Origin of the sequence: Mesorhizobium sp. IMUNJ 23033 (genome assembly GCF_044778005.1) — a bacterium.
Classification (GTDB): Bacteria; Pseudomonadota; Alphaproteobacteria; order Rhizobiales; family Rhizobiaceae; genus Mesorhizobium; species Mesorhizobium amorphae_A.
The window spans coordinates 1-20,445 of the sequence record NZ_JBJACT010000034.1 but is presented as its reverse complement, the minus strand read 5'-3'; the positions used below and the strand labels follow the sequence as shown (position 1 = coordinate 20,445).

Here is a 20,445-nt window from a genome sequence, read left to right as displayed (position 1 = left end):
GCATGCATAAATTATGAGCAGCATCACCATACGGGCCGCCAGTTCGGCCGACCTCGATCGAATCACGGAAATCTACGCCGACGCGGTGACACACGGCACCGCGAGCTACGAGCTTGAGCCGCCCAGCCGCGCCGAAATGGGCAACCGATTCGACACGCTGATGGCGGGCGGCTTTCCCTTTCTGGTGGCGGAAAAACACGGCGCCGTGCTCGGCTATGCCTATGCCGGGCCGTTCCGGCCGCGCCCGGCCTATCGCTTCGTCGTCGAGGATTCGGTCTATGTCGCTCCGGAGGCCAAGGGCCAGGGCGTCGGGCGGCTTCTGATGCAGGGGCTGATCGAGGCGGCAAGGGCGGCGGGCTTTCGCCAGATCATCGCGGTCATCGGCGACGGCCATGCCGACAGCGCCTCGGTGCGGCTGCATGAGAAGCTCGGCTTTCGCCATTCGGGCCGCCTGGAAGGCTCCGGCTACAAGCACGGACGCTGGCTGGACACGGTGTTCATGCAGCTGTCGATGAATGGCGGAGCGCAGCTCCCGCCCGATCCGGCCTCGCTGCCGGAGCGGAAATTCCGGCAAAAATCAAATAGTTAAGCTTCGACGACCCTCAGCTCGCTGTCGAAGACGCCAAGCACGCGGCCGAGCTCCTGGCCGCGCTTGAGGATGCGGCCGCCTGCGGCGATGACTGCAAAGGCGCCCTGGCGGCGCGCCAGCTTCGGGTCCTTGACGATCTGAAACAGCGGCACTTCGCTGGCGCGGCGGAAGACGGAAAAGACGGCGCGGTCGGAGAGGTGATCGATGGCGTAGTCGCGCCATTCATTGGCGGCAACCATGCGCCCGTAAAGTCTCAGGATCTGGTCCAGTTCGCGCCGGTCGAAGCGCACCGGCTGGTCGAGGCGTTCGCGTCTTGCCTCTTGCAGCGGGATCAATATTGCGGATGCGTCCCCATCCTCCGTCCCACTGCCGCCGCGATCGGTCATGCCTCGATCCTTCGAATGAAGCTTCGCTTGCAGAAGTTGGCGTGTTCGCTGCCGAATTGCAAGGCCCGGCTAAGCAAGCCGGGGCTAAGCCGTTTCCGTCACGTCCAGTCACGTTTGTCAAACGCCTGTTGGAATTGGTGATGCTTCGCCACATTCCTGCCTTATTTTATCCGCGCTGATGCCCCAATCTCCGACGAGTTTACCGGCGTTGCCTGAGACGGTTCGGTCCGGCACCGGCTCGTAAACCCCAAGCCCCCCGCCCACGGGTCTGCGTCGGATCGAACCAACCTCGGTTTTTCCCTCGGAAGAATCGGGTGCGACGATCCCAAAACCTAAATGACCGGCGTCAGAAGCAAGCTGACGCCGGTTTTTTATTGGCTAGTTGGAACGATGGATCGACGCCAAAAGCGCGCGCGGTAAAATGGCGCCCAACATGAGGCGCTCGAACTGCTCTATTTCGTGCGTCGGTCAGGGCTGCCCCTCATTGCCCTGCCGGGCATTTCTCCCCGTTAGTGACGGGGAGAAAGACGCTGTCATTGACGGTTTCGCCGATCATCGACGCTGCAGAATGGGCGCCAACGTTGCGGCCAGTCCCCTTCTCCCCGTCACTATACGGGGAGAAGCCGGCAGGTGGATGAGAGGCGGCGCCGACGGTCCAGTTACGGCTTGCGGATGAAGGCCGCGCCCAGGATCGGCCCGGGGGTGCCGTCCTTGCCGACCGACTGCAGCAGCACCGCGCAGCCGCCTTTCTTGGAGATCTCGGTCATCGGCAATTCGTAGCGTTGCGCCTTGCCGTGCCACATGCCGGCGGTCTGGATGCCGGAGACGGCGTTCCAGTAGGTCATGCTGCGACCGCTGTTCTCACCCTCGCCGATCTTGATCGTCTGCGGCGCATTGAAATAGACGATGACGACATGGGCATCGGTCGGGCCGCTGCCGGCGTCGCCGGTGTCGATCATGACGCGGTCGCTGGTGCGGCTGACCTTGATGCCGACCCGCATGCCTTCGCCGGTCTTCTGCAGGCGGGCAAGTGTGCCGTCGACTTCCTTGCGGCTGGCGCCGTTGACATGGCTGCGGCCGTTGATGACGGCTTGCGGCGTGTAGACCGATCGGCTGCCGAAGGCGCGCATATAGTCATACTGCCGCTCGGTGTTCTCCTTGCGGCTCAGCGTGTCCTGCCAGCCGAGATAGTCCCAGTAGTCGACATGATAGGCCAGCGCGATGATGTTTTCCTTGGCGGCGAGCTCGGCGAAGAACGCGTCGGCCGGCGGACAGGAGTTGCAGCCCTGGCTGGTGAAAAGCTCGACCACGCCGAGCGGCTTGTCCGTTTCCTCCGCAAGCCCGTTGCCGGCCAACGCCGACAGGGCCAGCGCTAGTGCCGCAAGCCGCAATGATCCCTGAAATGCCATGGCCGTTCCAATTTCCCGCCGGTGACGCCGGCTTTGTCGTGATTGCTAAAATATGTGGCAGAAGCGACAGTCAACGGGAAGTCACGTTGCGGTGAAATTTTGTGGTTGCAACTGAAGGCAAGCCCGCAATAGGAGAGGCGTCTGCACTTTGCGGTGCGGTTCGATTGGTGGCGGCGGCTTCAGCATGTGGCAAACTCTCCTGACGCCGGTCGATCTTTATTGTGAACGGACAGGCCCGGAACTTTGGGCCGAACCGGTCAATGCTCTGACAAATCTTGCGTTTCTTGCCGCCGGTCTGTGGGGTGTGCGTGAGGTGCGCCGGCATGGCACCGGCACTTTCGCCGAAGTGCTGGCCTGGTGGGTGGTGGCGATCGGCATCGGCTCGATGCTGTTCCATACCTTCGCCATCCGAGCCACGATCTGGGCCGACGTGCTGCCGATCGCCGGTTTCACGCTCGCCTACACGTTGTTCACGCTGCGTCGCCTCCTCGGCATGGAATGGGGCAAGGCGATCGCCATCTTCGTCGCCTTCTACGCCATCGCCGGGCTGCTGACATGGGCGGTGCCGGACTGGCTGCGGCAGGCCTCGAACGGCACGACCGGCTATCTGGCGCCCTTCCTGGCGCTTGCCTTCCTCGGCACATGGACAGCGTTGAGCGGCAGCGGCGCCGGCCGCTATAATCTGGCGGCCTTGGCGATCTTCGTCGTCTCGGTCATCTGCCGTATGGCCGATCCGCTGGTCTGCGGCAGCTTCCCGCTCGGCACGCATTTCCTGTGGCACATCCTGAACGGCCTGATGCTCGGCGTGCTTCTGGCCGCGGCGGCGCGGTATGGAGAGCCGAAAGTAGGCAGCAGGCAGTAGGGGGTTCTATTCCCTACTGCCTTATTCCCTTCCTATGCCGCGAGATCGCGCAGCACGTATTGCAGGATGCCGCCGTTCTTGAAGTAGTCGAGCTCGTCCAGCGTATCGATGCGGCAGATGATCGGCACGTTCTTCACCGTGCCGTCGCCGTAAGTGACCTTGGCGGCCATCTTCTGGCGCGGTTTGATGGCGCTCAGCCCGTCGATCTCGACCAGCTCATCGCCCTTCAAGTTGAGCGAGGCCCATGACGTGCCATCCTCGAAGACGAAGGGGATGACGCCCATGCCGACCAGGTTCGAGCGGTGGATGCGCTCGAAGGACTGGGCGATGACCGCGCGGACACCCAAGAGATTGGTACCCTTGGCGGCCCAGTCGCGCGACGAACCGTTGCCGTATTCGACGCCGGCGAAGATGACCAGCGGCACGCCGTCCTTCTTGTACTCCATCGCGGCGTCGTAGATCGACGTCTCTTCCTTCGACGGGTAGTGGATCGTGTAGCCGCCCTCGCGGCCGTTCTCGCCCAGCATGTGGTTGCGGATGCGGATGTTGGCGAAGGTGCCGCGCATCATCACCTCATGGTTGCCGCGGCGCGTGCCGTACTGGTTGAAGTCGGCAACGCCGACGCCATGGTCGGTCAGGTATTTTCCCGCCGGCGAAGCGGCCTTGATGGAGCCTGCCGGCGAAATGTGGTCGGTGGTGATCTTGTCGCCGAACAGGCCAAGCACGCGCGCGCCCTTGATGTCGCCGATCTTGCCGAAGCCCGACGTCATGCCGGCGAAATAGGGCGGGTTCTGCACATAGGTCGAGTTGTCGTCCCAGGCATAGGTCTGGCCCTCCGGCGCCTTGACCTTCTGCCAGTACTCGTCGCCCTTGAAGACGTCGGCATATTTGCGGGCGAACAGCTCGCGCGTGACGTTCTTCTCGATGAACTCCTGGATCTCGGCCGAGCTCGGCCAGATGTCCTTGAGATAGACCGGCTCGCCGTTCTTGTCCTCGCCGAGCGGCTCGGTGGTCAAGTCCTTGGTCACGGTGCCGGCCAGCGCATGGGCGACAACCAGCGGCGGCGACGCCAGATAGTTCGCCTGCACGTCGGGCGAGACGCGGCCTTCGAAATTGCGGTTGCCGGACAGGACTGCGGCAGCAATCAGGCCCTTATCGTTGATGGTCTTGGAAATCGGCGCCGGCAGCGGGCCGGAATTGCCGATGCAGGTGGTGCAGCCGAAGCCGACCAGGTTGAAGCCGATCTGGTCGAGCTCCTTCTGCAGGCCGGATTTCTCCAGATATTCGGCAACCACCTGGCTGCCCGGCGCAAGCGAGGTTTTCACCCACGGCTTCTGCTTGAGGCCAAGCCGGTTGGCGTTGCGGGCGAGCAGGCCGGCGCCGATCAGCACGCTCGGATTGGAGGTGTTGGTGCAGGAGGTGATGGCGGCGATGACGACGTCGCCATGGCCGAGATCATGGGAAGTGCCTTCGACGGCATAGCGCTTGGAGATCTCGGCGGCCTTCTTGTATTCGGTCTCCATCGCCTTGGCGAAGCCGGCCGGGATGCCTTCGAGCGCGACGCGGCCTTCCGGACGCTTGGGACCGGCCATCGACGGCACGACGTCGCCGAGCTCGAGTTCGAGCAGGTCGGTGAAGACCGGGTCGGCCGATCCGGTGTCACGCCACAGGCCTTGCGCCTTGGAATAGGCCTCGACCAGCGCTATGCGGTTTTCCTCGCGGCCGGACATGGTCAGGTAGCGGATGGTTTCAGAGTCGACCGGGAAGAAGCCGCAGGTGGCGCCATATTCCGGCGCCATGTTGCCGATGGTGGCGCGGTCGGCCAGCGTCATGTTGGACAGGCCGGGGCCGAAGAACTCGACGAACTTGCCGACGACGCCCTTCTTGCGCAGCATCTGGGTGACGGTGAGCACGAGGTCGGTGGCGGTGACGCCTTCCTTGAGCCTGCCGGTGAGACGGAAGCCGATGACTTCCGGCAACAGCATGGAAACCGGCTGGCCGAGCATTGCGGCCTCGGCTTCGATACCGCCGACGCCCCAGCCGAGCACGCCAAGACCGTTGATCATGGTGGTGTGCGAATCGGTGCCGACGCAGGTGTCGGGATAGGCCGTGGTTTCGCCGTCCTCGGCGTTGGTCCAGACGACCTGGCCGAGATATTCGAGATTGACCTGGTGGCAGATGCCGGTGCCGGGCGGCACGACGCGGAAATTGCGGAACGCCTGCTGGCCCCATTTCAGGAATTTGTAGCGTTCTTCGTTGCGCTCGTATTCGAGCTCGACATTGCGGGCGAAAGCCATCGGCGTGCCGAATTCGTCGACGATGACGGAATGGTCGATGACGAGATCGACCGGCACCAGTGGGTTGATCTTCTGCGGGTCACCGCCAAGCGAGGCCATGGCGTCGCGCATGGCGGCAAGGTCTACCACCGCCGGAACGCCGGTGAAATCCTGCATCAGGACGCGGGCCGGGCGATAGGCGATCTCGACGCCTGCGGTACCCTTGTCGGTCAGCCAGCCGGCGACAGCCTGGATGCTTTCCTTGGTGACGGAGCGCCCGTCCTCATTGCGCAAAAGGTTCTCCAGCAGCACTTTCATCGAATAGGGCAGCTGGGCGATGCCGGTAAGGCCGTTCTTTTCGGCCTCGATGAGGTCGAAATAGACATAGTCCGCGCCACCCACAGTCAGGGTGCGGCGGCAGTTGAAACTATCGAGGGATTTTGACACGTGCGATCCGTCCTTGTCTGTTCAGCCTGAAAGGGAACGGACGCCGATGGCATGCAATCACGCGCAAAGGTGCGGGTACGGCCATTTCCGCTGTCCGTTCCCAGCCAACCCGAGCCGTTCAAGGCGGCGCGTGCGCTGGTTCGGCGCTAATTCTGTTCCCGTGCCGACCGCTGGCACGGATGACCCGGATATAGAGAATTTCCTGGAATAGTTCTAGACACGGAATCGCCATTTTCGCTGCGGCGCACCGAAGCGGCGCTTGGACTTTCGGCGAAGGGGAACGAATGCGGCTGATCGCCGAAAATCTGGGCGGCGAACGCGGCGGCGAGACGGTCTTCTCCGGCATCGGCTTCGCCCTGGAAAAAGGCGAGGCGCTGGTCGTCACCGGGCCAAACGGCGCCGGCAAGTCGACGCTGCTCAGGGTCATCGCCGGGCTGCTTCCGGTGGCGGGAGGCCGCGTGTCGATCGAAGGCGGTGGCGAGGATTTCCCGTCGATTGCTTCGGCCTGCCACTATCTCGGCCATCAGAACGCGATGAAGACGGTGCTCAGCGTGGCGGAGAATTTGCGCTTCTGGCGGGATTTTGCCGGTGCAGGTTTGTTGAGTGTTGAAGAGGCGCTGGAGACTGTCGGGCTCGGTGGGATCGGCCATTTGCCGTTCGGCTATCTCTCGACAGGGCAGAGGCGACGGGCTTCGATCGCGAAGCTGCTGGTGAGCAGGCGGCCGCTGTGGCTGCTGGATGAGCCGACGGCTGGGTTGGACAAGGCGTCGGAGGCACGGTTTGGCGGGGTGATGACGGATCACCGTCGGCAAGGGGGGATCATCATAGCAGCAACGCATTTGCCATTGGGGCTGGATGGGGCGAAGGCGTTGGTCATGGGGGAGACCGTTTGATGTCGGCGCTCCGTCACGCCCCCCTCTGTCCTGCCGGACATCTCCCCCACGAGGGGGGAGATTGGCGGCTTCAGCGCCCCGCGCACCCTTGCAACGTTGGCGATTGGCGAAAGCCCGGACGACGGCCGATCTCCCCCCAAGTGGGGGAGATGTCCGGCAGGACAGAGGGAGGCGCGAAGGAACGCTACATTTCGCGTTGCCACCATCAAGGGCCCGCATCCTAATGTGGTCGCTCTTCCTCCGCGACATCCACCTCTCCATCCGTGCTGGCGGCGGGGCGCTGACCGGCGTGATCTTCTTCCTCGCCGTCATCGCCACGATTCCCTTCGGCGTCGGGCCGGACCTCAATCTGCTGGCCCGCATCGGTCCGGCGATCCTGTGGATCGCGGCCCTGCTCGCCTGCCTGCTCGGCCTCGACCGGCTGTTCCAGGCCGATCGCGAAGATGGCTCGCTCGATCTTCTGGTGCTGGGCCACGACCGCCACATGCTGGCGCTGACGGTGTTGGTGAAATGCCTGGCCCACTGGGCTGGCAGCGTGCTGCCGCTGGTGGTCGCCGCGCCCCTGCTCGGCCTGTTCATGAATATGGCGCCGATCGGCATCGGCGCAACCGCGCTGACCCTTCTGGTCGGCACGCCGGCGATTACTTTCATCGGAGCGGCGGGCGCCGCCGTGGCGGTGGCCCTGCCGCGCGGCGGGTTGCTGATCTCGGTGCTGGTGCTGCCGCTGACCATCCCGGTGCTGATCTTCGGCGTCTCGGCAAGCTATGGCGCGGTGGCGGACCCCGATCCGTTCCTGCAGCCCTTCCTCATTCTCGCCGCGCTGACCCTGTTTCTTGCCGTGCTGGGGCCGGTGGCCGCAGCGCTGGCGCTGCGCCACGGGACCGACTGATGCATTGGGCCGTGGACGGCTGCGGCGCGGCGGCCGATTGCGAAGCCGGAACGGCAAGGCTAAGGGAAGGCATGATCGAACACGGCGACATGGTTGGGTCGGACGCCCGCGCGGAGCAGCTGGCGTGAGCGTGCACGCGCTCTATGTGACTGCCGCCTATGCCATCACGGCGATCGTGCTGGCCGGGCTGATCGGCTGGATATTGATCGACCAGCGCGGGCGCAAGCGCGACCTGGCAGAACTGGAGGCGGCCGGCGTGCGCCGCCGCTCCAAGGGCGCCGGCGACAAAGGTGCCCGGGAAAAAGGCGCCAAGTCATGAGCATGGAGAGCGAAACGCCGGCGCCGGCCCGTCGCCGCCTGATCGTGCTGTTGCCGCTGGTGATCTTCCTCGGCCTGGCGGGGCTGTTCCTGTTGCAGCTTCTGTCCGGCCGCGATGTTTCGGAAGTGCCGTCGGCGCTGATCGGCCTGCCGGCGCCGCAAACCAATCTGCCGGCGCTCGAAGGCACCAACCTGCCCGGTCTCGATTCGAAACAGTTCGCCGGCAAGGTGACGCTGGTCAATGTCTTTGCGTCATGGTGCGCGCCGTGCCGCGAGGAGCATCCGGTGCTGCTGGCCCTGTCGCAGGACAAGCGCTTCGTCACGGCGGCGCTGAACTACAAGGACGAACCGGAAAATGCCCGCCGCTTTCTCGGCGAGCTCGGCAATCCGTTCCAGGCGATCGGCGTCGACGAAGCCGGACGCGCGGCGATCGACTGGGGCGTCTATGGCGTGCCGGAAACCTTCGTCGTCGGCAAGGACGGCAAGATCGCCTACAAGCATGTCGGTCCGCTGACGGCCGAGTCGGCTGAGACGCTGCTGTTGCCGCAGATCGAAAAAGCTCTGGCGGCACGCTGATATTCAGGTGATGCCGGCCTACGAACGGCGGTTTCCTGCGCTTCCGGTGCTCACGTACTTAAGTACGCTCCGCTCCGGTTCTCGGAACCCACCATTCTCGACTCGGCCTGACCTGAATCTCAACGTGCCGGACCGAGTCTTTCGACTAAAAGTTCAGCCGTAGATCTGCTTGTGGATCTGGTAGAGCATTTCCGAGCGGTCGGCGCGCATGTCGGCCAGGTCGCGGGCGGTGAAGCTGTCGATTTCGGCGACGAGGCGGTTGTAGTGCTTGCGCTTGGCAATGCTCTGGCGAGCGCGGGTCATGAGGCTGTCGATGATCATAGCAAGGTTCCTTTCGTGCCGCGTTCTGGCGGCGAATTGTTCCTCCCTTGATCGATACGAACCATGACATAGTAATGGTGCGTTGCAAAAAGAATATGTTGCAATGCACCATTGCGCCCAGTGCATAGCCGGTTAACCGGCCCTTACCCGCAATTCCCGCAAGGCGGCGTCACCCCGGTCTTGCTACGAGACCTCAAGATGCGGTGAAGCACTCATCATCGATCTTGCCAGATCGGCCGCCGGCTGGCTTGATCGCGCCCGATCTCAAGTGCCGGGAGGAAAAGCATGGCCGCCGCAGACTATTATGAAGTTTTCGATCCGCGTTTCGCGCGGCTGTTCAACTCCAACGCGCAAGTGGAAAAGCTGTTCACCGGCTGCCAGTGGGCGGAAGGCCCGGCCTGGTTCGCCGCCGGCCGCTATGTCGTGTGGTCCGACATCCCCAACAACCGCATGCTGCGCTACGACGAAACCGACGGCAATGTCAGCGTCTTCCGCCAGCCCTCCGCCAATTCCAACGGCAACACTGTCGACCGGCAGGGCCGGCTGGTGACCTGCGAGCATTCGGGCCGCCGCGTCAGCCGCACCGAACATGACGGCTCCATCATCACCATCGCCGACAAATGGCGCGGCAAGCGGCTGAATTCGCCCAACGACGCGGTGGTGAAGTCCGACGGCTCGATCTGGTTCACCGATCCGACCTACGGTATCGACACCGATTATGAGGGGGACAAGGCCGAGAGCGAGATCGGTGCCTGCCATGTCTACCGGGTCGATCCCGGCAGCGGCGAGATCGAAGCCGTGATCACCGACATGGTCAGGCCCAACGGGCTGGCGTTCTCGCTCGACGAAAGCAAGCTCTATGTCGTCGACACCGGCCGTACGCATGGCGCGAAGAACCCCGCTCATATGCGCGTGTTCAATGTCGGCAAGGGCGGCAAGAAGGTTTCCGGCGACAAGGTGTTCGCCGACTGCACCTCCGGCATGTTCGACGGCTTCCGGCTCGACGAGGACGGGCGCATCTGGACGAGTGCGGCCGACGGTATCCATTGCTACGATCCGGACGGGACGCTGATCGGCAAGGTCAAAGTGCCCGAAGTCACCGCCAATTGCGTGTTCGGCGGCAACAAGCGCAACTGCCTCTACATCGCCGGTACGAGCTCGCTCTACATGGTCCGGCTGATGGTCAACGGCGCCAAGACGTTTTGAACCTCATGTCGTTCAGCGGGCGCCGATGAAGCCGGCGAAGGCCGAAACCGCCTCGCGCATGGCCAGCCGGCTTGCCGGCTCGGCCAGGATCTTGTCCATCTCCGGCGGCTTCTTGCCGATCAGGACGATCTCGAGTGCGGTATCTTCATAGAGCGCGAACGACATCATGCGCATGATGTCGGCGAGTGCAGCGCGGGCAAACAGCGAGCGCGGCGAGGCGTGCACCAGCATCGCCGGCTTGTCGACGGCGGCATCGCGCGACACCAGCCAGTCGAGCGCGTTCTTCAGCCCGCCCGGCACGCCATGGGCGTATTCGGGGCAGGAGACGATGACGCCGTCGGCGCGGGTGACGGCGTCGATCAGCCTTGATGCCTCCGGCGGCGTGCGTTCGCCCTCGTCGTCGGGGTTGAAGATCGGCAGCCGGCCAAGCCCGTCATAGAGGCTGACACGGCAATCCGAAGGCGCGTTCGCGGCCAGCGCCGCGACGAGGGCCGAATTGGTCGAGGCGGCGCGCAGGCTGCCGGAGATGGCGAGGATTTCGATCAAAGGGATGCGAGCCGGGTGAACGGAGAATCGTTCTCAAAAGCTACCACAGGGTCTTGCGGTAATCCTCGTCCAGCTCGCGGTCGATATCCCCCGCGGTGTCGGCCAGCGCCAGCTGGTCGCGCATGATCTGGCCGAGGGTGGGCAGCGTGGCGCGGTCGTACCAGGTCTCGGGTTTCCACAGATCGGAGCGCATGAAGGCCTTGGCGCAATGCATGTAGGCGGCTCTGACCGACACCACGACGACGCTTTGCGGCGCCTTGCCGTCGATCGCGAGGCGTTCGCGCAAGCCGGCATCGACGGTGATGCGGGCATCGCCATTGACGCGCAGCGTCTCGTTCATGCCGGGGATGAGGAAGAGCAGCCCGATGGACGGATTGCGGATGATGTTTTCCAGCGTGTCCAACCGGTTGTTGCCGGGCCGGTCGGGGATGGCGATGGTCCTGTCGTCGAGCACGGCGGTAAAGCCCGGTTTGTCGCCCTTCGGCGTCACATCGGCATTGCCGGCGCCGTCGGAGGAACCGATCAGCACGAAAGGGCTCTTGCCGATGAAGGAGCGGCAGTGGCCGTCGAGCACCTTCTGTTCCTTACGGATGGAGCCGTCGGTCGGCCGGGGCGCCTTGTAGATCGTCCTCAGCTCGTCGCGCGTGGTGACGAAGTCCATCCCGGTCTCCCTACTTGCCGGCCTTCTCTTCGGTCTTGTCCTCGAGCGAATGGCGCAGGATCAGCGGCATCTGGCTGAAGGTGAACAGCAGCGTGATCGGCATGATGCCCCAGACCTTGAAGGTAACCCAGGCGTCGGTCGAAAAATTCCGCCACACCACTTCGTTGACGAGGGCCAGGAACAGGAAAAACAGCCCCCAGCGGAAGGTGAGCTTCTTCCAGCCTTCGGCATCGAGGCTGAAGGCGGAATCGAAGACGTAGCCGAGCAGCGACCGGCCGAAGAACAGGCCGCCGAGCAGCACGCCGCCGAACAGAGTGTTGACGATTGTCGGCTTCATCTTGATGAAGACGTCGTCCTGCAGATAGAGCGTCAGCGCGCCGAAAATGAAGACGACGACGCCCGACACCATCGGCATGATCGGCAGAGTGCGGGTGAGCAGCCAGGAGGCGATCAGCGCGATCGCGGTCGCGGCCATGAACAGGCCGGTGGCGACGAAGATCGGGCCGCCGAATTCGGCCAGCACGGGAAATTTCTGCACCAGCCATCCGCTGCGCGCATTGGCGAAGAAGAACACCAGCAGCGGGCCGAGCTCGAGCGCCAGCTTGAGCACCGGGTTGACGGCTTCTTTCTTTTGTTTCTGCGGATCGGACGGGTCGCGTTCAAGGATGGGCGGGTTCATAGGCTTCCTTCTTGCGCGCGATCCAATCCAAAAAGCTTGCGCCTTTCGAGATCACGCTTGTTAGGCCACTCCAGCGATCGCCCTCGCGAATTCGCTTGCCGAGAAAGGTTCTAGGTCGTCGACCTGTTCGCCGACGCCGATGAAATAGACCGGCAATTTGTGCTTTGCCGCGATCGCCACCAGAATACCCCCACGCGCAGTGCCGTCCAGCTTGGTCATCACCAGGCCATTGACGCCAGCAACATTGCGGAAGATTTCGACCTGGTTGAGCGCGTTCTGGCCGGTGGTGGCGTCGACCGTTTGCAGCACGGTATGCGGCGCCTCCGGATCGAGCTTGCCCAGCACGCGGACGATCTTTTCAAGTTCGGCCATCAGTTCGGTCTTGTTCTGCAGCCGGCCGGCGGTGTCGATGATCAGCACGTCGGAGCCGGCCTCCTTGGCCTTCTCGAAGGCGTCGTAGGCGAGGCCGGCGGCATCGGCGCCGATTTTCGAGGCGATGACCGGCGACTTCGTCCGCTCGCCCCAGATCTTGAGCTGCTCGATCGCCGCGGCGCGAAACGTGTCGCCAGCGGCGAGCATCACCGACACGCCACTATCGGTCAGCTTTGCCGCCAGCTTGCCGATGGTCGTGGTCTTGCCGGTGCCGTTGACGCCGACCACCAGGATGACATGCGGCTTGTGCGAGAGGTCGAGCTCCAGCGGTATGGCGACATGGGTCAGCACCTTCTCCACCTCGGCCGCCATCACGGCGCGCACCTCGGTATCGGAGACGTCTTTGCCGTAGCGGCTGGAGGCCAGCGCGTCGGTAACGCGCAAGGCCGTCTCCAGGCCAAGGTCTGCGCGGATCAGCACGTCCTCCAGATCCTGCAGAGTGTCCTCGTCCAGCTTGCGCTTGGTGAAGACGCCGGCGATGTTGCCGGAGAGTTCGCGGGACGAACGGGCAAGCCCGTCCTTCATGCGTTGGAACCAGGAACGCCTCGGCGCCGGCTCCGGCGCCTTCTGCGGCTCGGCCTTTTGCTCGACCTTCTTGGAGACGGTCACCTTGCCGGGAGCGGGTTTCAGCTCGGGGGCTGGTTGTGGGATAGGCTGCAGTTCAGGTGCGATCTCGACGAGGACAGGCTGTGCTTCAACCGGCGATGGCTGGCGAATAGGCGCTGGGATTTCGGCCGATGGTGCAGCTTCGGCAGAAGAGAGGCCAATATCGCCAGGTTCGCGCTGCCCCTCACCCTTACCCTCTCCCCGTGAAGGACGGGGAGAGGGGGGCGCGAGCGTTGAGGCTTCTTCTTTGATGTCTGCAAGAGGGGTGCTGGCGCTACGATCAGCTCCCTTCTCCCCGTCACTATACGGGGAGAAGGTGCCGGCAGGCGGATGAGGGGCAGGGCTGAGCTCTGAAGATGGCGGCGCAGAAGACGGAGTCGATGGTGGTATCTCGACCGGTATGGGCGTCTCCGCCGGGACCTCTGCAGGAGGCGTCGGCACTTCGACCGGTGCTGGTTCCGGCTGCCTTTCCGGGCGTGACGGGACGATCTCTGGCTCGGCCGGCGCGGGTGGCGGGACTTCCTGAGGCTGCGGTTCGGGGGCAGGCTCGGGAACGACGGGCGCAGGAACTTCCTGAGGCGCTGGCGGCTCGGCAGGTATCTCAGGAGCGGGTTTCGGCTCTTCTATAGGCTCGGGTTCCGGCAGAGGTTCCGGCTCGGACGGAACAATCGGCTCCGGCGCCGGTGGAATGGTCGGGGTCGGCTCGGGCTTTGGCTCCTCGGGGGCCGGTTGCGGTGCCGGCGGCGCTTCTGGCTCAACAGCGGGAGGCGGCGTCGGTTCAGCCTGCGGCGCGACCTCTGCCGCAGGCTCGTCGCGTTTCAAAAACTCCGGCAACACCTGCTCGGCAGCCGGTTGCAGTGCGTCCAGCGCGTCCCATTTGATCGGCGGCAGCGGTGCGGTCTCGTCGATCCGCTCCTCGACCACTTCCTTCTTGCCGAACGAAAATATCTTCTTGAAAAAACCAGCCATGCTTTGCGTTTCTCAGGCGGCGCGGGCGGTAGCCGGCGCGGCAATCAGGCGGGCGCCGTCATGGCCGGTGATCTCGGCCTCGACAATCTCGCCCGGCGAACCTGCAGCGATAGCGGCAAGCGTAAACCCTTCGGTGCGGCCGAGCCCGTCGCGCTCGACCAGGATCGACTGACGCGTGCCGGCGAGCGTAGCGAGATGACGGCGATAGGCGGCCTCGCCGGCGGCGCGCAGTCGGGCGGCGCGCTGCTTGACCACCTCGCGGCGGACCTGCGGCATGCGCGCGGCGGGCGTGCCTTCGCGCGGGCTGAACGGGAAGACATGCAGATGCGTCAGCCCGCATTCCTCGACGATCTTTTCCGAGTTCTCGAACATCGCCTCGGTCTCGGTCGGGAAGCCGGCGATGATGTCGGCGCCGAAGACGATGCCGGGGCGCAGCTTGCGCACATCCTCGCAGAAGCGGATCGACTGGTCGCGCAGATGGCGCCGCTTCATCCGCTTCAGGATCATGTCGTCGCCCGACTGCAGCGACAGATGCAGATGCGGCATCAGCCGCGGCTCGGTGGCAATCGCATCGAGCAAATCGTCATCGGCTTCGATCGAATCGATCGAGGACAGACGCAGCCGCTTCACGTCGGGCACCTGCCTGAGGATCGTCTTGACCAGCTTGCCGAGTTTTGGGCTGCCCGGCAGGTCGGCGCCAAAACTGGTCATGTCGACGCCGGTCAACACGATTTCGGCATATCCGTTGCCGGCAAGACGCTTGACCTGCTCGACCACGGCGCCCATCGGCACCGAGCGCGAATTGCCGCGGCCGTAGGGGATGATGCAGAAGGTGCAGCGGTGGTCGCAGCCGTTCTGCACCTGGACGAAGGCGCGCGCCCGGCCCTCGATGGCATCGACCATGTGGCCGGCCGTCTCGCGCACCGAGAAGATGTCGTTGACGCGCGCCTTCTCGGTGTCGTTGACGCCGAAATCCGGCAGCGCGCGATAGGAGTGCGCCTTCAGTTTCTCCTCATTGCCAAGCACGAGATCGACCTCGTCCATGGCAACGAAATTCCCCGGCTCGGTCTGCGCGGCGCAGCCGGTCACGATGATGCGGGCGGCCGGGTTTTCGCGGCGGGCTTTCCTGATCGACTGCTTGGCCTGGCGCACCGCCTCGCCGGTGACGGCGCAGGTGTTGAAGATGATGGCGCCGCCTTGCAGCTCGCCGAGGCCGGCGCTTTCGGCTTCGCGGCGCATCACCTCGGATTCATAGGTGTTCAGCCGGCAGCCGAAGGTGACGACGTCGACACCCTTTGTGAGAGCGCCCATCAGGCCGCGCTTTCGGTGTCGCGGGCCCAGGCGCCGGTCGACGGATCAAAACTGCCGGAAAATTCCCATTCGGCGGCACCGGTCAGGATGACGTGGTCGTCGTCGCGCCATTCGACATGCAGCGAGCCACCGCCCGGTGTCATCAGCGACACGCTGCGCCCGGTGCGCTTGGTGCGGGCGGCGGCGACGACCGCGGCGCAAGCGGCCGAGCCGCAGGCCTTGGTCAGGCCGGCGCCGCGCTCCCAGGTGCGGATGACCATGGTTTCCGGCGAGGTCACCTGCGCGATGGTGATGTTGGCGCGCTCGGGGAAGATCGGGTGGTTTTCGAGCAGCGGGCCGAAACGGTCGAGTTCATAGGACCAGACATCGCTGTCGACCCAGAAGATGGCGTGCGGGTTGCCCATCGAGACGACCGAGGGCGAATGCAGCACCGGCGCGTCGATCGGGCCGATCTGCAATTCGATCATGCGGGTGTCGCGGAATTCCTCGGCCAGCGGGATATCCTGCCAGCCGAAGCGCGGCGTGCCCATGTCGACCGAGATCGTGCCGTCGGCGTGTTCCCTGGCGTTGAGGATGCCGGCGACCGTCTCGAAGGTGAATATCTTCTGGCCGGTCTCGGCGGCGAGCGCCTGGACGACGCAGCGCATGCCGTTGCCGCAGGCCTGCGCGCCGGAGCCGTCGGAATTCAAGATGTCGATGAAGAATGCGGTGCCCGGCGTCCTGGCGTCGTGGATCGCCATGATCTGGTCGAACTTGGTCGCAGCATCGGCATTCAGGGCTATGGCGGCGGCCGGCGTCACCCGATCGGCACGGCTGCGCATGTCGGCAACGATGATCTCGTTGCCGATGCCGTTCATCTTGGCGAAGGGGGCGGTGCCTGCCATTGCTCCGATGGTTCCATGTCCGTTTGCCGCTATATGGCGGAAACGGCCGGGAATTACCAGTGTGCCACGCCTTTTGGCGACGGCGAAGACGCCGCGCCTACGTTACCGCGAAGACGCCGAGTACGAGCAGCAGGAAGATGATGAGGACGATGCCGATGAGGATGCGCGCGCCGGTGGCGGCGGCACCCGCCAGCGCGGGCATGCCGAGCAGGCTGGCAGCGGCGGCGACAATCAGTAGAATGATGATCCACTTGATCATGGAAAGGCTCCCAGCCGAATTGCGTTGTGAACCAACGCGTTTTCAAAAGTTGGGTTCCTCAGCCGTTTTCCGGCACGTCCCAGACCTCGCCCGGCCGCAAGGCGCGGAACCGCTCTTGCAGCACCCCCTCCGCGTCCAGCGCTTCGGCCAGTTTCCGGGCCGGCTCGTCGATCGGCTCGTTGGTGAGCTGGAACGTGCCCCAGTGGCAGCCGGCGGCATGGGCGGCTTTGCACAGCTTCATGCCTTGCACCGCCTCTTCCGGGTTCTGGTGCTGCGGTGCCATGAACCAGCGAGGCTCGTAGGCGCCGATCGGCAGGATGGCGAGGCGGAAGCCACCATGCTTCTCAGCCATCAGCCGGTAGTTGGTGCCGCCATGAAAGCCGGTGTCGCCGGCGAAGTAGACCTTTCCGGCCGGGGTTTCGACGACGAAACCCGCCCACAGCGCCATGCGCCGGTCGCGCGCGCCGCGCGCCGACCAGTGATGCACCGGCTCGACATGGACGGCGACATCGTCGCCGATTTCAACCCTGTCGCCCCAGTCATGTGCCGTGAGTCGCATGCCGGGCACAGCTTCGTCGATGATGGCGTCGTTGCCGAGCGGCGTCAGCACTTGCGGATCGTGCTTCGTCTTGAGCCGTGCCAGTGTGGCGAGGTCGAGATGGTCGTAATGGTTGTGGCTGACCAGTACGAGGTCGATCGACGGCAACTGCGAAAAGGCGATGCCCGGCGCATTGACGCGTTTCGGCCCGGCAAAGGACAGCGGCGAGACGCGCGGCGACCAGACCGGATCGGTGAGGATGTTCAGACCGGCGATCTGGATCAGCAGGGAGGAATGGCCGACCATGGTCAGCCGCAGCCCTGATCCGTCGATCCGTTCTGCCGGCTTTGCCTGATGAAACGGACTCGGATCGGACGCCGGCCATTTCGAGCGCTCGCCGCTCAACTGCCATTTCAGCAGATCGGCAAAGCGGCCCGGCGGCTGGCCGTCGGGATTGAAGAACAAGGTGCCGTCGAAATGGTCGCTGGGCGGGCCACTATAATAGCGGTTGGCGGCTCTCTTTCTCGCAGCCATTTTTCTCCCGCTCCCGCTGGGTTCGCTTTTTCCTGAGATAGGGTCTGGGGCGTCTGGCGCAAGCATTTGGCGGGCGAATGCCAAGGGCTGGCGGCCTGCATCGGCTAGGATCGCGGCAAGGCAGAGGACGACCATGGCGAAGAGGCGGACCAAGACACCGTGGATGAAGGCCGAGGATTTCGGCCGTTCGCTGCCACGCGGCATCGGCGTCAATCTTCTGGTCACCGACATGCCGGCCATGGAAGCGTTTTGCCGCGACGTGCTCGGCGCCCGGATCATCTATGCCGATGAGGATTTCGCCGCGATCGAACTCCTGGGGTCAGTGTTCATGCTGCATGCCGACCACTCCTATCTCGAGAACCCGATGACCGGCGTCATCGCTGGGGTGGAAACGCGCGGCGCGGGCATCGAGCTTCGCCTTTACGGCGCCGATCCGGACGCGGTTGAAGCCAAAGCGCGCGACTTCGGCCACATCGTGCTCACTGGGGCGATCGACAAGCCGCACGGCTTACGCGAATGCCATATCGTCGGTCCAGACGGATACGTTTTCGTGCCGAGCACGCCGCTCCCCGCGTAGAGCAATTCCAGGAAAAGTGCGTGGCGGTTTTCCGTCCGGAATTTGCGCAAAAAACAAATAGCCCTAGCTTTCACGTCCAAAATGCCGCGCATTCGCGGGCCGGACCGCAACAGGCGTCACACGCCTGTTGCGATAAAACTGCAACAATTGCGCCGAAAACCCTATTTTAACCATATCGGGTTGAAATTCTGCCACCTTCTCCATCTTGGTGAGGGAGAGATTGCGCGGACGGCGTCCCCCAAGCCGGATCCGACGGAGGTTGGAATGACTTTTTCGAAGACCGCTCTGGTGGCCGTATCGCTTGCTGCGCTCGTTGCAAGCGGCTGTTCGACCTCGCGATTCTCATCGATGGATGACCAGCAGCCGGCGCCGCTGACGCCGGCGCCTTCCGGAACGGTGACGGGAAACCAGCTGCCGCCGCCCGCCGCGCCTGGCACCACCGACCCGTCGCAGTTCCCGACGGCACCGGCGAACAGCCAGGTCGCCTCGCTGCCGCCGGACGGTACCGCGCCTGCCAGCGCACCGGATCTGACCGCGGCCAGCGTCGCTGGCGTCTGGAACGCCAGCGTGTCGGGCCAGAGCTGCAAGGTGGCGACGCCACAGACCAAATTCGGCGCCGGCTACCGTGCCGGCCCGCTGCATTGCCCGGCGCCGATCGACGGCATCAAGTCCTGGAACGTCGCCGGCAAGCAGCTGACGCTTTACGACGAGAATGGCGGCACGCTGGCGCGCCTCTATTCCTCGGGCGGCGAGAAATTCGACGGCCAGACTTCCACCGGCCTGCCGATCTCGCTTACAAGATAGGCCGATCCGCCCCTTGTTTGTTTTTACGCAATTCCGGACGGAAAACCGCTACACACTTTTCCTGGAATTGCTCTAGAACGACGTGACCGATGCATCTGCGTGACGGCCTCCAGACCCATGCGACCGTCAGGCAGCGCTACGACCATCTGGTCGAGACCGGCGCCATCGAGCGCGATCCGGCGCAGGAGCGCATCGCCGCCGCACTCGACCGGCTGACCGACGAGATCTCGGCCAAGCGGCTGGCGCAGAAGTCGAGCGCGCTGGGCTGGCTGTTCGCGCGCAAGCAGCCGCCCGCGGCGGTCAAGGGCCTCTACATCCATGGCGGCGTCGGCCGCGGCAAGACCATGCTGATGGACATGTTCTTCGAGCTCTTGCCGGTCCGGCGCAAGCGCCGCGTGCATTTCAACGACTTCATGGCCGATGTACAGGACCGCATCCAGAAGCACCGGGCGGCGCGCAAGAATGGCGACGTCAAGGAGGACGACCCGATCCCGCCGGTGGCGCGCGCGCTGACCGAACAGGCCTGGGTGCTGTGCTTCGACGAGTTCTCGGTCACCGATATCGCCGATGCGATGATCCTGTCGCGGCTGTTTTCGGCGCTGTTCGCCAATGGCGTGGTGCTGGTCGCCACCTCGAATGTCGTGCCAGACGACCTCTACCGCGACGGGCTGAACCGGCAGCTTTTCCTGCCCTTCGTCGGCATATTGGGGCGGCACGCCGATGTGCTTGCGCTCGACGCCGACAAGGACTACCGGGTCGAAAAGCTCAGTCGCATGCCGGTCTATGTCGCACCGGCGGATGCGGCGGCCGATGCCGTGCTCGACCAGGCCTGGGAAGCGATGACGCATGGCCGGCCGGCCATGGAGACGGCGCTGACGGTGAAGGGCCGACAGGTGGTGGTGCCGCGCGCGGCTGGCGATGCGGCGCGCTTCTCCTTCGCCGATCTCTGCGAAAAGCCGCTCGGTGCGCGCGACTATCTGGCCATCGCCGGCCGCTTCTCGACCCTCTTCATCGACCATGTGCCGGTGCTCGGCGAAGGCAAGCGCAACGAGGCCAAGCGCTTCATCCTTTTGATCGACACGCTCTACGACCATCACGTGCGGCTGGTGGTCAGCGCCGAAGCGCCGCCACAGGCGCTTTACACGGCCAAGCGCGGCAACGAGGTGTTCGAGTTCGAGCGCACGGCCTCGCGGCTGATCGAAATGCAGAGCCGCGACTGGCTGGAGGATTGGGCGGAGCGGCTGAAGGCGAGGATGGCGCCGGCAGAAGCGCATCAGGCGCAGGCGTAGCCGCCATGCCTTCGTCATCCTAGGGTGGAGCGACACAAAGCGGACCGCAGACCCTAAGATCCTGTGTGTTCGTTCAGTGCTATGTTTGAGGTGGGAAGGAGGCCGAGAGGATCCTGGTCGTCCCTGTTGGGACAGGCCGCGGCATGGCTCGGCCCCTTCCCACCAATGAACCATCAACCTGAAC

Annotated in this window: 23 protein-coding genes; 11 read left to right on the top strand and 12 right to left on the bottom strand. The window is 64.3% G+C overall.

All coding sequences use genetic code 11. The annotated features are described in order from the left end of the window. Positions 1-13: 13 nt before the first annotated feature. Positions 14-589 carry a GNAT family N-acetyltransferase gene (locus tag ACFX5Q_RS28840; RefSeq protein WP_404283370.1) on the top strand — a complete coding sequence of 192 codons (576 nt, stop codon included), beginning with the start codon at positions 14-16 and terminating at the stop codon, positions 587-589. On the opposite strand, the gene ACFX5Q_RS28835 is transcribed toward ACFX5Q_RS28840, so the two are convergent. Both ACFX5Q_RS28835 and ACFX5Q_RS28830 read right to left on the bottom strand, forming a co-directional pair. Then, a complete protein-coding gene (locus ACFX5Q_RS28835) occupies positions 586-975 on the bottom strand; it encodes a DUF2794 domain-containing protein (protein ID WP_404283369.1) in 390 nt (129 codons plus the stop codon). The genes ACFX5Q_RS28840 and ACFX5Q_RS28835 overlap by 4 nt on opposite strands. A gap of 659 nt (positions 976-1,634) precedes the next feature. Then, on the bottom strand, positions 1,635-2,384 hold the full coding sequence (locus tag ACFX5Q_RS28830) for a DUF1223 domain-containing protein (RefSeq protein ID WP_404283368.1): 750 nt from the start codon (positions 2,382-2,384) through the stop codon (positions 1,635-1,637). 184 nt (positions 2,385-2,568) lie between these two features. Here ACFX5Q_RS28830 and ACFX5Q_RS28825 point away from each other — a divergent pair, with 184 nt between their 5' ends. After that, a complete protein-coding gene (locus tag ACFX5Q_RS28825; protein WP_404283367.1) occupies positions 2,569-3,246 on the top strand; it encodes a ceramidase domain-containing protein in 678 nt (225 codons plus the stop codon). Between the two features lie 32 nt (positions 3,247-3,278). Here the strand turns inward: ACFX5Q_RS28825 and acnA are convergent, their stop codons facing one another. Then, the gene (gene acnA, locus ACFX5Q_RS28820) at positions 3,279-5,969 is read right to left on the bottom strand and encodes an aconitate hydratase AcnA (RefSeq protein ID WP_404283365.1); all 2,691 of its coding nucleotides are present in this window, start codon (positions 5,967-5,969) and stop codon (positions 3,279-3,281) included. 284 nt (positions 5,970-6,253) lie between these two features. Between acnA and ccmA the strand changes: the two genes are divergently transcribed. The 5 genes from ccmA (at position 6,254) to ACFX5Q_RS28795 (ending at position 8,645) form a co-directional block, all read left to right on the top strand. After that, positions 6,254-6,862 (top strand): heme ABC exporter ATP-binding protein CcmA, encoded by a 609-nt coding sequence (gene ccmA / locus ACFX5Q_RS28815; protein ID WP_404283364.1) that lies wholly within the window; start codon positions 6,254-6,256, stop codon positions 6,860-6,862. 223 nt (positions 6,863-7,085) lie between these two features. Then, the gene (gene ccmB / locus ACFX5Q_RS28810) at positions 7,086-7,751 is read left to right on the top strand and encodes a heme exporter protein CcmB (protein WP_404283362.1); all 666 of its coding nucleotides are present in this window, start codon (positions 7,086-7,088) and stop codon (positions 7,749-7,751) included. Then, the gene (locus ACFX5Q_RS28805; RefSeq protein WP_404283361.1) at positions 7,751-7,879 is read left to right on the top strand and encodes a hypothetical protein; all 129 of its coding nucleotides are present in this window, start codon (positions 7,751-7,753) and stop codon (positions 7,877-7,879) included. Before ccmB ends, ACFX5Q_RS28805 begins: the two co-directional genes overlap by 1 nt. Then, positions 7,876-8,070 carry a heme exporter protein CcmD gene (gene ccmD / locus ACFX5Q_RS28800; protein WP_404283360.1) on the top strand — a complete coding sequence of 65 codons (195 nt, stop codon included), beginning with the start codon at positions 7,876-7,878 and terminating at the stop codon, positions 8,068-8,070. Before ACFX5Q_RS28805 ends, ccmD begins: the two co-directional genes overlap by 4 nt. 2 nt (positions 8,071-8,072) lie before the next feature. Continuing rightward, on the top strand, positions 8,073-8,645 hold the full coding sequence (locus tag ACFX5Q_RS28795) for a DsbE family thiol:disulfide interchange protein (RefSeq protein ID WP_404283435.1): 573 nt from the start codon (positions 8,073-8,075) through the stop codon (positions 8,643-8,645). Positions 8,646-8,798: 153 nt separating this feature from the next. Here the strand turns inward: ACFX5Q_RS28795 and ACFX5Q_RS28790 are convergent, their stop codons facing one another. After that, positions 8,799-8,966 (bottom strand): hypothetical protein, encoded by a 168-nt coding sequence (locus tag ACFX5Q_RS28790; protein ID WP_006202677.1) that lies wholly within the window; start codon positions 8,964-8,966, stop codon positions 8,799-8,801. A 285-nt stretch (positions 8,967-9,251) separates the two neighbouring features. Between ACFX5Q_RS28790 and ACFX5Q_RS28785 the strand changes: the two genes are divergently transcribed. Beyond that, a complete protein-coding gene (locus tag ACFX5Q_RS28785; protein ID WP_404283358.1) occupies positions 9,252-10,172 on the top strand; it encodes an SMP-30/gluconolactonase/LRE family protein in 921 nt (306 codons plus the stop codon). A gap of 12 nt (positions 10,173-10,184) precedes the next feature. Here ACFX5Q_RS28785 and ACFX5Q_RS28780 read toward each other — a convergent pair whose 3' ends face one another. The 8 genes from ACFX5Q_RS28780 to ACFX5Q_RS28745 all read right to left on the bottom strand — a co-directional run bounded on the left by ACFX5Q_RS28780 (position 10,185) and on the right by ACFX5Q_RS28745 (position 17,591). Further along, on the bottom strand, positions 10,185-10,718 hold the full coding sequence (locus tag ACFX5Q_RS28780; RefSeq protein ID WP_404283357.1) for an NADPH-dependent FMN reductase: 534 nt from the start codon (positions 10,716-10,718) through the stop codon (positions 10,185-10,187). Positions 10,719-10,758: 40 nt separating this feature from the next. Further along, complete coding sequence (locus tag ACFX5Q_RS28775; protein WP_404283356.1) at positions 10,759-11,379, bottom strand: pyridoxamine 5'-phosphate oxidase family protein; 621 nt, start codon at positions 11,377-11,379, stop codon at positions 10,759-10,761. A 10-nt stretch (positions 11,380-11,389) separates the two neighbouring features. After that, positions 11,390-12,058 carry a septation protein A gene (locus ACFX5Q_RS28770; RefSeq protein WP_006202673.1) on the bottom strand — a complete coding sequence of 223 codons (669 nt, stop codon included), beginning with the start codon at positions 12,056-12,058 and terminating at the stop codon, positions 11,390-11,392. 60 nt (positions 12,059-12,118) lie between these two features. Further along, positions 12,119-14,065 (bottom strand): signal recognition particle-docking protein FtsY, encoded by a 1,947-nt coding sequence (ftsY, locus tag ACFX5Q_RS28765; protein WP_404283355.1) that lies wholly within the window; start codon positions 14,063-14,065, stop codon positions 12,119-12,121. Between the two features lie 12 nt (positions 14,066-14,077). Continuing rightward, positions 14,078-15,376: a tRNA (N(6)-L-threonylcarbamoyladenosine(37)-C(2))-methylthiotransferase MtaB gene (mtaB, locus tag ACFX5Q_RS28760; RefSeq protein ID WP_404283354.1), complete on the bottom strand. Its 1,299-nt coding sequence runs from the start codon at positions 15,374-15,376 to the stop codon at positions 14,078-14,080. Then, positions 15,376-16,260 carry a diaminopimelate epimerase gene (dapF, locus tag ACFX5Q_RS28755; RefSeq protein WP_404283352.1) on the bottom strand — a complete coding sequence of 295 codons (885 nt, stop codon included), beginning with the start codon at positions 16,258-16,260 and terminating at the stop codon, positions 15,376-15,378. Before dapF ends, mtaB begins: the two co-directional genes overlap by 1 nt. A gap of 97 nt (positions 16,261-16,357) precedes the next feature. After that, complete coding sequence (locus tag ACFX5Q_RS28750; protein ID WP_120014473.1) at positions 16,358-16,519, bottom strand: DUF1328 family protein; 162 nt, start codon at positions 16,517-16,519, stop codon at positions 16,358-16,360. Positions 16,520-16,577: 58 nt separating this feature from the next. Beyond that, entirely contained in the window at positions 16,578-17,591 is a 1,014-nt protein-coding gene (locus ACFX5Q_RS28745; RefSeq protein ID WP_404283350.1) for an MBL fold metallo-hydrolase, read from the bottom strand. A 133-nt stretch (positions 17,592-17,724) separates the two neighbouring features. Between ACFX5Q_RS28745 and ACFX5Q_RS28740 the strand changes: the two genes are divergently transcribed. From ACFX5Q_RS28740 to zapE, 3 genes are all read left to right on the top strand, one after another. Beyond that, positions 17,725-18,168: a VOC family protein gene (locus ACFX5Q_RS28740; RefSeq protein WP_404283349.1), complete on the top strand. Its 444-nt coding sequence runs from the start codon at positions 17,725-17,727 to the stop codon at positions 18,166-18,168. Positions 18,169-18,432: 264 nt separating this feature from the next. Further along, positions 18,433-18,972, top strand: a complete 540-nt coding sequence (locus ACFX5Q_RS28735) for an AprI/Inh family metalloprotease inhibitor (protein ID WP_404283347.1) — start codon at positions 18,433-18,435, stop codon at positions 18,970-18,972. Positions 18,973-19,061: 89 nt separating this feature from the next. Continuing rightward, positions 19,062-20,261, top strand: coding sequence for a cell division protein ZapE (gene zapE / locus ACFX5Q_RS28730; RefSeq protein WP_404283345.1), 1,200 nt, complete (start codon positions 19,062-19,064; stop codon positions 20,259-20,261). The last annotated feature ends 184 nt before the right edge of the window (positions 20,262-20,445 follow it).